Here is a 13,646-nt window from a genome sequence, read left to right as displayed (position 1 = left end):
GCCGTGCTCCTGCGTCCGCTCGCGGCCCCGGTGGCCCTGGTCCGCACGCTGCGGCGGGCCTGGCGCACCTCGCTGCGCTTCCGCACCATCGTCGTCAGCCTGCTGCTGACGGCGCTGCTCTCGCTGGTGCTCGGGGTGTCCTTGTACCAGGCCATCGGCGAGCGGCTGCTGCGCAGCCGGGTGGACGCGGCCATGGCGGAGTCGGTGACCGCCGTCGGGCAGGCGCAGCGCGAGTTCGACTCCCTCGACCGGGCGGACAACGCGACCCTCTACACGACGGCCACCGACGTCGTCCGGGCGAACTCGACCCCCGGCGACGATCCCTCCCGGCGCGTGGCCCTGGTGCGCTCCCCGGGCAACGACGACGGGCTCTCGCCGGTGGAGCGTCCCGACGCGTCCGTGACCGAGGTGCCCGATGAGCTGGTGGAGCGGCTCCAGGAGGACCCCGACCACGTTCACTCGATCATCACGCGCACGACGGCCACCGGCGAGGAGGGGCCGACGGTGCTGGTGGCGGCCCGCGTGGAGGTCCCCGGGGTCGGACCGCACGACATGTTCCTCTTCCACTCGCTGGAGAACGAGCAGCGGACCCTCGGCATCGTCGGCTCCTCGTTCGCCCTCGGCGGGCTGGGCCTGCTCGGCATCGCCGGGCTCATCACCTTCGTGGTCACGCACATCGCCCTGGACCCCCTCTCGCGGGTCACCCGCACCACCGAGCAGATCGCCACCGGCGACCTCGACCGACGCACCGGCATGCGGGGGCACGACGAGCTGGGGCGCCTGGGCACCTCGGTGGACACGATGGCGGACGTGGTGCAGCGGCAGATCGTGGAGCTGCGCGACCTGTCCAACCTGCAGCAGCGCTTCGTCAGCGACGTGAGCCACGAGCTCCGCACGCCGCTGACCACCATCCGCATGGCCAGCGACGTGCTCCACGTCGGGCGCGACGAGCTGGACCCGGTGAACACCCGCTCGGTGGAGCTGCTCCACGGTGAGGTCGAGCGCCTGGACCAGCTGCTCACCGACCTGCTGGAGATCTCCCGCCAGGACGCGGGACAGGTGCAGCTGCAGCGGCGCGCGGTCAACCTCGCGGAGGTCGCGCAGCGGGTGGTCGACGCCCACGCCGAGCTGGCGGCCGGGGCCGGTGTGGAGCTGCGGGTGGAGCACCCGGGCACCGAGGCCGCGGTGGTGGCCGAGGTGGACGAGCGCCGCATCGAGCGCGTCCTGCGCAATCTGGTGGTGAACGCGATCGACCACGCGGAGGGGGAGCCCGTCGTGGTCCGCCTCGACGGCAACTACTCGGCGGTCGCGGTCGCGGTGTCCGACAGCGGCATCGGCATGGACGACGACCAGATGGACCGGGTCTTCGACCGCTTCTGGCGGGCGGACCCGGCCCGCAACCGCACGGCCGGTGGCACCGGCTTGGGCCTGAGCATCTGCGCCGGGGACGCCCGAGAGCACCGCGGCTGGTTGCAGGTGTCCTCCCGGCCGGGGCAGGGTGCGACCTTCCGGCTGACCGTGCCCCGCCGCGAGGGGCAGGACGTGGGCGGGTCACCCATCGCGCTGCGTGCCCCGCACCCGTCCGACGACACCTGTCGGAACCAGATCGAGGAGATGCCGTGAACCGGGGACAGCGCAGGGCGGCCGCAGCCGTCGCGTGGGCCGCCGCGGTGGCCCTGGGGGCCGCGGGGTGCTCGGCCATCCCGGAGCAGTCGCCGGTGGAGCAGGGGCCGGCACTGGACGAGACACCCCGGCAGGAGGTCTCGGTGGAGGTCGAGCCGCCGCAGAAGGATGCGACCCCGGAGGAGGTGGTCGCCGGCTTCCTGCGCGCGGGCATCGACGACAGCGGGGACCACCGGGTGGCGCGGCAGTACCTCACCGACGCCGCCAGCGCGGACTGGCGACCGGAGCGGCGCATCATGGTCTACGACGACCGCACCCAGCAGGCCGTGACACAGGTGGCGGGGGAGCGGGTGCGCCTGGACCTGGGCATGATCGGCAGCGTCGACGCCCACGGTCGCTTCCGGGAGATGCCGCCGGGTGAGCAGCAGGACCTCACCTTCCACGTCCGCCAGGTGGATGGGCAGTGGCGGGTGGACGACCTGCCCGAGGAGGTCGGCAGCGTCATGTCCCGGGCCGACTTCCAGCGTCTGTACAAGCCGGTCCAGGTGCACTGGGGGTCGGCGGTCACCGAGGAGCTCGTGCCGGAGCAGCGCTGGGTGCGCGACGGCGAGGGCATGGCCAGCGCGCTGGGTCGGCTGCAGTCCGAGGCGGTGCCCGAGGGGCTGGAGGGCGCGCTGACCACGGGCGTCCCGCCGGGGGCACGCCTGGAGTCGGCCGCGGTCCCGGTCTCCGACGGGGTCGCCACCCTGCGTCTCTCGGAGGCGATGACCTCCGCCGACGGCGCCGACCGGGACCTCGCCTGGGCCCAGTACACGGCCACCATGCGGCAGCTGCCGTCGGTCGACGCGGTCTCGCTGGAGGCGGGCGGGAGCACGCTGGACACGGCGAGCGACGCCATCGGCGACACGCTGGCCTACCCGCAGGGCGCCGGCTACTCGGTGGTCTCGGTGGACGTCCCGCTGGTGCTGCTGCACCAACGGGACCGCCTCCGCGCGGCGGACCCCGCCTCGGCCGAGCTCGAGTCGGCGCCCCGGCCCCAGGCCCTCGAGGTGCCCGAGCTGCCGGCGAGCTGGGAGCGGCTGGCCGTGTCGAGCGACTTCCGCACGCTGGCCGCGGTCGACGACCGACGACTGGGTGTCTGGCGGGACGGCCGGCCCACGACGCACGAGACCGAGGGGGCCCTGTCGGCCCCCAGCCTGGACCGCCTGGGCTTCCTCTGGACCACGCAGGAGACCGACGACGACTCGGAGGTGCTGGTGCTCGACACCGGGAGCCAGCAGGCGCGGCCGGAGTCGCTGGAGGTGCCGTGGCTGGACCGGGGGCGGATCCGGGAGATCCGGCTCGCTCCCGACGGCACCCGGGCCCTCGTGGTCCTGGAGGGCGACGAGGGCGAGCGCGTGGCGCTGGTCGGAGTGGAGCGCGGTTCCGACGGGGAGCCGACCTCGCTGACCGAGCCGTCGCGGGTGGCGCCCGAGGTGGACTCGGGTGTGGAGGACATCGCGTGGATCGACGAGCAGGCCTTCGCGGTGCTGGGGACCGCCGGCCCGGGCGGGGAGCAGAAGGTCTGGCGCACCGAGCTGGGCGGCTGGACCGAGCTGCAGGGCACCGTGGACAACGCCGTGTCGATCAGCGGCTACCCCGCCGAGCGGGAGGACGGCCTGCTCGTGACGACCGACGGTGGCCGCGTTCTGACGCGGGCGGGATCCACCTGGTTCGTGGCCAACGTGGCCAGCGAGGTCGTGGTCCCGGGGCGCTGACCGGGCGCTCATCCACAGCCGGGCTCCGGCTCGTCCCCGTGCCCGCCGCCGGTGCGGTGGGGTGGGGACGTGCTGGACGGAATCGCGCGACTCGGTGACCTCGCGGTGCCCGGTTCCTGCGCCGGGTGCGGGGCGCCGGGCGGGCGCTGGTGCGGGGACTGCCTGGAGTCCCTGGCCGTGGAGCTGGCCCCGGGCGTCGTGACCGGGCGGCTCGGCGGCGTGCCCCTGTGGGCGGCCGGGGACTACACGGGCTCGCTGCGCGCCCTGGTGCGGGCATACAAGGACGGCGAGCGACGGGACGTGCGGGCGGTGCTGGCCGCGGTGACGGCCCCGGTGCTGCAGGTGGCGCGGGCGGCGGCCGCCGCCGACCTCGGCCTCGCCGTCGACCGGATCGAGCTGCTGGTGGTCCCGGCCCCCTCGCGCGGCGCCGCCCGTCGGGCCCGGGGTGACGATCCCGTCGCCGACCTCGCGCGGGCCGCGGCGGCCCGTGCCGGGACGCCCACGGTCCGGGTGCTGCCAGCGCTGCGGATGGCCGGCGCGGTGCGGGACCAGTCGCGACTGGGCCGGGGCCAGCGGCGGGAGAACCTCGCCGGGCGCGTGCACGTGCGGGGCCGGGTCCCGCCGCCCCGGCTGCCGGAGGCGGTCGTGGTGCTCGACGACGTCGTGACCACCGGGTCCACGCTGCGGGCCTGCCGGGACGCGCTGGCGCCGCTGCACCCGCGGTGGGTGGGCGCCGTGTGCTGCGCACGGGTGCCCTGAACGGCCGCGTGAGGGGAGGGTCTCCACCCTTGTCCGGGGGCCGGGGGCGACGTAGTGTTTCTCCATGGAGCCCCGCAGTGAAGGGGGTGGTTGAGGAACACACCAGCAGGTGCACCGACCACCGCGTTTCGGCCGCCCGAACCGGCGGCCCCACCTTCAGGAGGACTCATGCAGATCACCGTCACCGGCCGCCGTGCCCAGGTCACCGACCGCTTCCGCCGTCATCTCGACGAGAAGCTGGAGCAGCTGGCCGGCATCGCCCCGGACGTCACGGCCTGTCACGTGCTGTGGAGCCACGAGCCGAACCCCCGCCGCGCGGAGGGGGCCGAGCGCATCGAGATCACCTGCCAGGACCGCAAGACCGTGGTGCGGGCCGAGGCGTCGGCCGAGCGCGAGTACGAGGCCCTCGACGCGGCGCTCGCGAAGGTGACCGAGCGCCTGCGCCGCCTCAAGGACCGCCGCAAGATCCACAAGGGGCGCCCGAAGGCCGCGTCCGTGGCGGAGGCCACCGCGGACCTCGACACGGTGCCCACGGGCGAGTCGCTCGTGGAGGAGGCGAAGCGCCACCAGAAGGAGGCCGAGCTCGTCGAGGCCGGCGTGGACCTGGAGATGCTGCCCAGCGACCCCGTCGTCGCGGGGCTGGGCGGTGACGTGAACTGCCCGATCAGCGTCCGCACGAAGGTGCACGAGGCGGACCCGATGACCCTCGACCAGGCCCTCGCCCGCATGGAGCTCGTCGGCCACGACTTCTACCTCTACGTGGACGCCGAGACGCAGCGGCCGAGCGTGGTCTACCGCCGGCGGGGCTGGAGCTACGGCGTGATCCACCTCGACCAGGGCCAGGAGCAGACCGGTGCCGCCGACGGCGCGGGCGCGCAGTCGGCCGACCGGGACGCCGCTGGGAGCGACGCCGCGTGACGTCTTCCACACGGGTGGGCTGGAGGTGACCGGCCCGGTTCCCACCACGCGCCGCCCGCAGCGTCTGACGCTGCGGGCGGCGCGCCGCGTGGCCCTGCTGGCCCAGGGGCTGGGCCGTTCCCGCCCCGCCGACGTCGGCCGCCTCCAGCTGGTGGCGGCCGCCCGGCGGATGGGGATCGTGCAGATCGACTCGGTGAACGTCCTGGCACGCAGTCAGTACCTGCCCTTCCTCGCCCGCCTCGGTCCCTACGACACGACCCAGCTGGACGGGCTGCGCGACGGGCGCGGACCGACGGGCCGCCGTGCGCGGCACCGCCTCGTGGAGTACTGGGCCCACGAGGCGTCACTGGTCCCGGTGGAGGACTGGCCGCTGTACGGCTTCCGCATGCGCCGAGCGCACCGCGAGGCCTGGGGCGGCATGCGCGCGGTCGCCCGGGAGCACCCCGGGCTGGTGGAGCGCGTGCGCGGTGCCGTCGCGGAGCACGGGCCCCTCACCGCGGCCGAGGTGGAGCAGGTGCTCGAGCACACCGAGGAGGTCGGGAACGAGCACTGGGGGTGGAACTGGTCGCTGGTGAAGGCGGCCTGCGAGCACCTCTTCTGGGCCGGGGAGCTGACCTCGACCGGGCGCACCGCGTCCTTCGCGCGCCGTTTCGCACGTCCGCAGGAAGTGCTACCCGCCGAGGTCGTCGCGGCGGGACCGCTGGGGGAGGAGCCGCTGCCGGAGGAGCGGGCCTTCGTGGAGCTGGTGCGTCGGGCGGCCCGGGCCCACGGCATCGGGACGCTGCGCTGCCTGCGGGACTACGCCCGTCTCTCGGTGGCGCAGTCGGCTCCGGCGGTGGAGCAGCTCGTGGCCACCGGTGAGCTGGTCGAGGTCGAGGTGCCCGGCTGGTCGACGCCCTCGACGCCCGTCTACCTGCACCGGGACGCACCCCGTCCCCGGCCGGTCGGTGCGAGGGCCCTGCTCAGCCCGTTCGACCCGGTCGTCTGGCAGCGGGAGCGGGCGCAGGCGCTCTGGGGCTTCCGGTACCGCATCGGCATCTACACCCCGGCTGAGCAGCGGGTGCACGGCTACTACGTGCTGCCCTTCCTGCTCGGCGACGCCCTGGTGGCCCGGGTGGACCTCAAGGCCGACCGGGCGGCCGGTGTGCTGCGGGCCCCGACCCTCCACACCGAGCCCGGCTGGGACCCCGCCATGCTCCCCGAGCTCGACGACGCACTGGCGGAGATGGCGGCCTGGCTCGGCCTGGGGCAGGTGGACCGCGCCGCACCCCGCCCCAACCCGGAGGCCTGAGCGCGGGAGGCGGTGCGCCGGTACACCGAGCCCGGTGGCGAGGGCCGCTCCCTCCGGGCCGGCCCCGGGCGGGGCTCGTCGGCACGCTGCTCACGCCACGGGGGCGGGGCCCTCCAGGTCCTCGGGCAGCAGGTCGTAGTGCACGTGGTCCACCAGGGACCCGTCGCCCAGGCGGGCCGATCGCCGTGCCGTGCCGATGCGCCGGAACCCCGCTGCCTCGATGGCCCGCTGGGAGGCCGCGTTCCCGACGGCGTGGCGGATGAACAGCCGTGGCAGCCCCAGCCCACCGTCGGCCCGGGGCGTGAGGGCGTGCCGCACCACGGCGCGCAGCGCGGCACCGACGATGCCGCGGCCCCGTGCGTCCGGGTGCACCCAGTAGCCGATCTCGTGGGCCTCGCCGAGACCCTGCACGTCGATCATGCCGACGAGCCGCCCGTCGTCCTCGCGGATCGCCCAGCCCACCCAGGTGCCCGTGAGCGCCCCGTTGGCCAGGCCCACGGCGTAGCCTTCCGCGTCGTTCCGGGAGTAGTCGGGGCGGATGATGCCCGGCCCTCCCAGCCAGCGGATGGACTCGGGGTCCCGGCAGGCCTCGACCACCCGCTCCAGGTCGGCCTCGTCGGTGGACAGCGCCGTCAGCGCCAGCTCCTCGCTCCGGCCCGTGGTCGCGGCGAGCTCCGCCACGACGACGCGCCGCTCCTCGTGGCGACGGGCCTGCTCGGCGCGGTCCTGGCCGGCGTCCAGCCGCCAGTCCACGAGGCGAGGGCGGCGCGACCCGTCGTCCACGGCACCGCGCAGGGAGAGGGACTCGACCGGTGCAGCGGCGTTAGGGGCCGAGTCGGCCGGGGCCGGTGCCCGCGGTGCCCGCTCGCCGACTCGCTCGAAGCCGGCCTTCATGAGGACCCGCTGCGAGGCGAGGTTGTCGTCGTGCGTCACGGCGTCCACCTGCGTGCGGCCGAGTCCGCCCTCGCAGACCGGTGCCATGAGGTGGGGGAGCAGCAGCTCCAGCGCCCGGCCGGGGACGTCCTGCCCACGGTGGTCGATGTGGGTCCAGTAGCCGATCTCCACGGCGTGCGGCGCGAACCGGTCGGCCAGCTTCTGGGCGTTCACCCCGCCCAGCAGCTGCCCGGCGACGGCCGTGCCCGGGGCGCCCTCCACCGCCCACACCACGTCGGTGCCCCGCACCATGCGCTCGCGCCGCTGCCGCAGCCAGTGCCGGGTCCCCTCGGCGTCGGGGACGTACTCCCCGAGGGAGCCGCGGGCGAAGGCGTCTGCCAGCGCCGGCAGGTCGTCCTCCCGCCACGTGCGCAGCACCAAGTCTTCCCCGGTCAGCGTCGGCGCGGTCAGCACCCGGGCGTCGCGGGCCCGCGCCACCGCGGCGGGGCGTGGTGCCGGGGGCTGCGGGCGGGCACCCCCCGGGGTGCGGGCCGGCTCGGCGGCGCTCACCAGCTCGAAGAGGAAGCGGTCGTCCAGGGCCTCGCCCCGCCCACCGCTGTCGCGCTCGACGCCCACCAGGTCGAACCCGGCTCGCTGCAGCGCCTCCGCCGAGCCGTGGTTGGAGGCGTCGCACCGGGCGGAGATCCGTGCCAGCCCCAACCCGCCCTCGGCTGCGGGCGTGAACGCGTGCTCGGTCAGCCGCACGAGCGCGGCGTGCACCAGGCCCCGCCCACGGCCTCGTGGGAACAGCCAGTAGGCGAGCTCGGCTGTCCCGGGGGTGAACGGGTGGCCCAGTCGGAAGAGCTGGATCGCGCCGGCCACCTCGTCGGTCACCGGATCGACGATCGCCCAGCCCACCATCTCCCCGAGGGCCATGCGGGTCCGCTGCCCGGTCAGCCACTCCGTGTACGCCTCCGGCTCGCTCGGCGCGACCATGCCGGACATGAAGCGCTCGCCCAGCTCGTCGGTCTGGTCGGTGGCCGGCCGGTCGTCCTCGGTCCACGCGCGCAGCCGCACGGCCGCCGTCGGCCGACCGGACGCGTCCGCCCCGGCGGCTGCCTCCAGCGGGGCCGGCACGTTCCAGGGGTGGACGGGCTCGGTCGGCTCACCGGCGCGCCAGGTGCCGACCCACCCGTCGAAGGTGGCGCGCTCCTGCGGCATGAGCCCACGCACCGCGTCGGAGAACCGGAAGCCGAGCCGCCAGCCCACCCGGCGTGACGCCCAGTTGCCGACCGCCGTCTTCCAGTGCAGCACCGACAGGCCCCCGTGCTCGGTGGCCCAGAGCATGGCCAGCCGACCCGCGCGGACCATGAGCCCGCGTCCGCGGAGGGCCGGGTGCAGCACGAGCCCCAGCTCGCCCACCCCACCGCCGATGGGGCGCACCTCCACCTGACCGGCGAAGGTCCACTCACCCGCCTCGTCGCGGGCGTCGATCGCCCAGCCCATCACCCTCGAGGCGTCCCCGGCCGCGCGCTCGGCCCACTCCTCGCGCATGTGGCCCACCCACCACTCGGCCTCACCGGTGCCGTAGGGCTGGGGGACCGTCGTCCAGTACACGCTCACCGGGTCGTTGCTCGTCTCCACGACCGCGGGGACGTCGTCGGCCCGGTGCAGGCGCAGGCGCACGCCGTCGGCCTCCAGCGTCGGGCAGGCGGTCTCCGGGGAGGTACCGGGGCGTCCCGTCTCGCGGGCGTCGTCGGGGTGCGGCGGGTGCGTCTCGGGCATGCGCCCCATCCAACACCGCGCGCCCCGCCCGGTCGCGCAGGTTGCACGGGAGTGCGTCAACTAGGCTGACCGGGCCGTCGGCGCCGCAAGGGCCCCGCCACGGCGCCGGAACACCTGGAGGAGACCACCCGTGCCGAAGATCATCGACCGAGTCCTGCGCGCCGGCGAGGGCCGCGTCCTGAAGCGCCTGCAGGGCATCGCCGATGCGGTCAACGCCCAAGAGGCGGGGGTCCAGGGCCTCACCGACGCCGAGCTGCGTGAGCAGACCGACCGCTTCAAGGCCCGCATCGCCGACGGGGAGTCCCTCGACGCGCTGCTGCCCGAGGCCTTCGCGACCGTGCGCGAGGCGGCCGTCCGCACCCTGGGCAAGCGGCACTTCGACGTGCAGGTGATGGGCGGCGCCGCGCTCCACCAGGGCTCGGTGGCCGAGATGAAGACCGGTGAGGGCAAGACCCTGGTGGCCACCCTCCCCAGCTATCTCAACGCCCTCTCCGGCGAGGGCGTGCACGTCGTCACCGTCAACGACTACCTGGCCGAGTACCAGGCCGAGCTGATGGGCCGCGTCCACCGCTTCCTCGGCCTGGAGACCGGAGTGATCCTCTCCAAGCTCACCCCGGCCCAGCGCCGGGCCGAGTACGCCAAGGACATCACCTACGGCACGAACAACGAGTTCGGCTTCGACTACCTGCGCGACAACATGGCCTGGTCGCCCGACGACCTCGTGCAGCGCGGGCACCACTTCGCGATCGTCGACGAGGTCGACTCGATCCTCATCGACGAGGCGCGCACGCCGCTGATCATCTCCGGCCCCGGCGACCAGGCGACCAGCTGGTACTCGACCTTCGCCACCGTCGCCCAGATGCTGGAGAAGGGCACCGCCGCGGACCGCCTCAAGGGCATCGAGGCCACCGGTGACTACGAGGTGGACGTCAAGAAGCGCACCGTCGGCGTGCTCGAGTCGGGCATCGAGAAGGTGGAGGACTACCTCGGTGTCCACAACCTCTACGAGGCCCGGAACACCCCGCTCATCGGCTACCTGAACAACGCCATCAAGGCCAAGGAGCTGTTCAAGAAGGACAAGGACTACGTCGTCATGGATGGCGAGGTCCACATCGTCGACGAGAACACCGGGCGTCTGCTGAAGGGCCGCCGCTACAACGACGGCATCCACCAGGCCATCGAGGCCAAGGAGAAGGTGGAGATCAAGCAGGAGAACCAGACCCTGGCGACGGTCACCCTGCAGAACTACTTCCGCATGTACGACAAGCTCTCGGGCATGACGGGTACGGCGCAGACCGAGGCCGCCGAGCTGCACCAGATCTACAAGCTGGAGGTCGTGCCGATCCCGACCAACCGCCCGATGCAGCGGGAGGACCGGTCGGACCTGGTGTTCGCGAACGCCGAGGGCAAGTTCAACGCGGTGGTCGAGGACATCGTCGAGCGCCACCGCAAGGGCCAGCCGGTGCTCGTGGGCACCACGAGCGTGGGCAAGTCCGAGTACCTCTCGGAGAAGCTCAAGCAACGGAACGTGAAGCACGAGGTGCTCAACGCGAAGTACCACGAGCAGGAGGCCGCGATCGTCGCCGAGGCGGGCCGCAAGGGTGCCGTCACGGTGGCCACCAACATGGCCGGTCGCGGTACCGACATCATGCTCGGCGGCAGCCCGGAGTTCATGGCCGTGGCCTCGCTCAAGAAGCGCGGGCTGGACCCCGACGAGCAGCCGGAAGCCTACGAGGCGGCCTGGGACGAGGCGCTGGAGCGGGCCGAGAAGGCCGTGCAGGCCGAGCACGACGAGGTGCTCGAGCTCGGCGGCCTGTACGTGCTGGGCACCGAACGCCACGACTCCCGCCGCATCGACAACCAGCTCCGCGGCCGCTCCGGCCGCCAGGGCGACCCGGGGGAGTCCCGCTTCTACCTCTCGCTCGAGGACGACCTCATGGTCCGGTTCAACTCCGGGCTCATGCAGCGCGCGATGGCGGGGACGGACCCGAACGAGCCGCTGGAGTACGGCATGCTCACCAAGGCCATCGAGCGGGCCCAGACGCAGGTGGAGAGCCAGAACTTCGAGTCGCGCAAGAACGTGCTCAAGTACGACGACGTGCTCAACCGGCAGCGCGAGGTCATCTACGACGAGCGCAAGCGGGTGCTCGAGGGGGCCGACCTGGAGAGCCAGGTGCGCCACTTCATCAACGACGTGATCGTCGACTACGTGCAGGCGGCCACCTCCTCCGGGTACGCCGAGGACTGGGACTTCGACACCCTCTGGGGCGCCCTGGAGGAGCTCTACCCGGTGTCGCTCACGGTGGACGACATCGTCGAGGACGCCGGCGGCATCGGCGGCGTGGACGCCACGATGCTCATCGACGAGCTCACCTCGGACGCCCAGCACGCCTACGACGACCGCGAGCGGGAGACCGGTGAGGACACCATGCGGCAGCTCGAGCGCCGGGTCGTGCTCGGCGTGCTGGACCGCAAGTGGCGCGAGCACCTCTACGAGATGGACTACCTCAAGGAGGGCATCGGCCTGCGGTCGATGGCGCAGCGCGACCCGCTGGTGGAGTACCAGCGCGAGGGCTACCAGATGTTCGGCGTCATGGCCGACTCCATCAAGGAGGAGGCCGTCATGGGGCTCTTCCACGTGGAGCCCGGTGACGAGGGCAGCGGTTCCACCGGTCAGCGGCGCCGTCAGCACGGCGGGGCGGTGGACGCCAACGAGGACCAGGCCCGGTGGCAGTACACTGCGCCCACCGCCGAGGGCACCGTGGAGCGCCGCACCGGGAGCGGTGAGCAGGGCAACCGCGCCCAGCGACGCGCCGCCCGGCAGGGGCGCTGAGTCAGCCCATCTCCAGGACGGTGAGCAGCCAGCGGCCGTCCAGTCCCTCCAGGCGCAGGGCCAGCGCGCGCACCTGACCCCGCACCACGACGACGGCGGTCACCTCCACGATGCCGTCGCGCACGTGGCAGGCGCGCACGGTCCGCACCCCGGTGGACCCGGTGGCCGTGCCGAGGCGCCGGGACAGGGTGTTGCGGCGTGCCAGTCTCGTGAGGATCTCCGGGGTCACCCAGCGGGCGAGCTGTTGGGCGTCTCGGGAGCCCTCCATCACCTCGACCATGCTGCGACTCAGGTGGGCCGCCCAGGGCAGGGCGGGCGGCAGGTCCCGGGTGGCGGTGGGCTGCCGGTCGAAGAAGTCGACGGCCGGAGCGAGTCCCCGCGTGCTCACCGGGCACCTGCCGCCGGCTCGGTCGGGACGATCAGCCGGGTGCCCGGCAGCAGCAGGTCGGGGTCGTCCCCGAGCCGCTCCCGGTTCGCCTCGTGCCACCGCGGCCACTCCCGGGCGACGTCGGCCGCCGAGGCGCCCGGGCCCAGGTGACGGGCGGTGATGTCCCACAGAGTGTCGCCCTCCTGCACCACCACGGCCACCGCCTCATCCGCGGTCGTCGACTCCGTCCCGGGTGACTCGGCTCCCTCCCGGGAGGTGGACGGTTCCGCAGGGCGAGCCTCGGCGGCCGGGGCGGAGGCCGAGGCCGGAGCCGTCAGCGAGGTGAGGTCCAGCGGGTCCTGCGGCCCGTCGGCGTGGGCCGCCGCCGGGGCGCCCAGCACTCCCAAGCACAGCGAGACCAGCGCGCCGCCGCCCCAGGGGCCCAGCCGGTCGCGGACCTCGCCGACGCTCCTGCCCACCCAGCCCGGCAGTCCGGCCAGGGCCTCGAGCGTGAACACTCCCGCCAGCCAGGCCACCACGACCGCCAGACCCGCTCGCACCAGCCACCCGAGCGGCTCGACCGGGTCGGGCGCGTGCCACGCGGCCGTCGCCCCGGCGACCGCGTCGTGCCCCACCACCCAGGCCGCCAGGCAGCACCCGGTGGCCACCAGGGCCACCAGCACGCGCGCCACCACCGGGCGCACTCCCGCGACCCGCTGCGGGGCCGTGTCCGTCCACTCCATCGCCATCACCCGTCGTCGAAGGGGCGTGTCCACCCCCGTGGTCACCGTCTGGTGGTGAATGTAGCGGTTTGGTGTCGTTTGATGAAGCCTGTCGTCACAGGCTGTGGATGGCGTGAGGACGGCGTGCTCGGAGTCCTCGCTACGGTGACCGCATGACCTCCCGCTGGGACGACCTCTTCGCCGACCTGGAGGGGCAGCTGGCCGCCCAGCGCAGGGCGGAGCTCGAGGACGAGGTGGCCGAGCGGGTGCGCGTCGAGCGCGCGGGCATCGTCCTGGCCGACCGCCTCGCGGCCCACCTGGACCGGGGCGTGACCCTGCGCACCGCGGACGGCGGGACGCTCACCGGCACCCTGCGGGACCTCGGCCGGGACTGGCTCCGGCTCGGCGGCCGGCGCACCACCCTCGTGGTGCCGCTGACGGCAGTGCACACCGTGCTCGGTCTCGGCCCGCGTTCCCGCCCGGCAGAGGGGGACGCCCGGAGGCGGCTCACCTGGGTGACGGTGCTGCGCGGGCTCTCCCGAGACCGGGTGCCGGTCCGGGTCGCCTCCGTGGCCGGTCACGTGGTCGAGGGGCGCATCGACCGGGTCATGGGCGACCACCTGGACCTGGTGGCGGGCGAGGACCCCCGGCGGGGGACCGCGACGGAGACCGTCGCCTTCGCGGCCGTCTGCTGGATCAGCAGCCGCGACGACTGAGG

Annotated in this window: 10 protein-coding genes; 7 read left to right on the top strand and 3 right to left on the bottom strand. The window is 74.1% G+C overall.

What is annotated here, in order from left to right:
- Window positions 1-3 precede the first annotated feature (3 nt).
- The 5 genes from mtrB (at window position 4) to ACY8FT_RS06300 (ending at window position 6,348) form a co-directional block, all read left to right on the top strand.
- A complete protein-coding gene (mtrB, locus tag ACY8FT_RS06320; RefSeq protein WP_462418051.1) occupies window positions 4-1,623 on the top strand; it encodes an MtrAB system histidine kinase MtrB in 1,620 nt (539 codons plus the stop codon).
- Entirely contained in the window at window positions 1,620-3,380 is a 1,761-nt protein-coding gene (locus ACY8FT_RS06315; RefSeq protein ID WP_462418050.1) for an LpqB family beta-propeller domain-containing protein, read from the top strand. Before mtrB ends, ACY8FT_RS06315 begins: the two co-directional genes overlap by 4 nt.
- A gap of 69 nt (window positions 3,381-3,449) precedes the next feature.
- Complete coding sequence (locus ACY8FT_RS06310; protein ID WP_462418049.1) at window positions 3,450-4,139, top strand: ComF family protein; 690 nt, start codon at window positions 3,450-3,452, stop codon at window positions 4,137-4,139.
- A 168-nt stretch (window positions 4,140-4,307) separates the two neighbouring features.
- A complete protein-coding gene (hpf, locus tag ACY8FT_RS06305; RefSeq protein ID WP_462418048.1) occupies window positions 4,308-5,057 on the top strand; it encodes a ribosome hibernation-promoting factor, HPF/YfiA family in 750 nt (249 codons plus the stop codon).
- The gene (locus ACY8FT_RS06300; protein WP_462418047.1) at window positions 4,993-6,348 is read left to right on the top strand and encodes a winged helix-turn-helix domain-containing protein; all 1,356 of its coding nucleotides are present in this window, start codon (window positions 4,993-4,995) and stop codon (window positions 6,346-6,348) included. The genes hpf and ACY8FT_RS06300 overlap by 65 nt, the downstream gene beginning before the upstream one ends.
- A gap of 90 nt (window positions 6,349-6,438) precedes the next feature.
- Here the strand turns inward: ACY8FT_RS06300 and ACY8FT_RS06295 are convergent, their stop codons facing one another.
- On the bottom strand, window positions 6,439-9,006 hold the full coding sequence (locus ACY8FT_RS06295) for a GNAT family N-acetyltransferase (protein ID WP_462418046.1): 2,568 nt from the start codon (window positions 9,004-9,006) through the stop codon (window positions 6,439-6,441).
- A gap of 130 nt (window positions 9,007-9,136) precedes the next feature.
- Between ACY8FT_RS06295 and secA the strand changes: the two genes are divergently transcribed.
- Window positions 9,137-11,839 (top strand): preprotein translocase subunit SecA, encoded by a 2,703-nt coding sequence (gene secA, locus ACY8FT_RS06290; RefSeq protein ID WP_462418045.1) that lies wholly within the window; start codon window positions 9,137-9,139, stop codon window positions 11,837-11,839.
- Between the two features lies 1 nt (window position 11,840).
- On the opposite strand, the gene ACY8FT_RS06285 is transcribed toward secA, so the two are convergent.
- Window positions 11,841-12,227 (bottom strand): Rv3235 family protein, encoded by a 387-nt coding sequence (locus ACY8FT_RS06285; RefSeq protein ID WP_462418044.1) that lies wholly within the window; start codon window positions 12,225-12,227, stop codon window positions 11,841-11,843.
- A complete protein-coding gene (locus ACY8FT_RS06280) occupies window positions 12,224-12,949 on the bottom strand; it encodes a LysM peptidoglycan-binding domain-containing protein (protein WP_462418043.1) in 726 nt (241 codons plus the stop codon). Before ACY8FT_RS06280 ends, ACY8FT_RS06285 begins: the two co-directional genes overlap by 4 nt.
- A 152-nt stretch (window positions 12,950-13,101) precedes the next feature.
- Here ACY8FT_RS06280 and ACY8FT_RS06275 point away from each other — a divergent pair, with 152 nt between their 5' ends.
- Window positions 13,102-13,644, top strand: a complete 543-nt coding sequence (locus ACY8FT_RS06275) for a hypothetical protein (RefSeq protein ID WP_462418042.1) — start codon at window positions 13,102-13,104, stop codon at window positions 13,642-13,644.
- Window positions 13,645-13,646: the final 2 nt, after the last annotated feature.

It is taken from the genome of Kytococcus sp. Marseille-QA3725 (assembly GCF_054950055.1).
The sequence above is the reverse complement of the archived record's forward strand: the minus strand, read 5'-3'. Positions and strand labels throughout refer to the sequence as shown.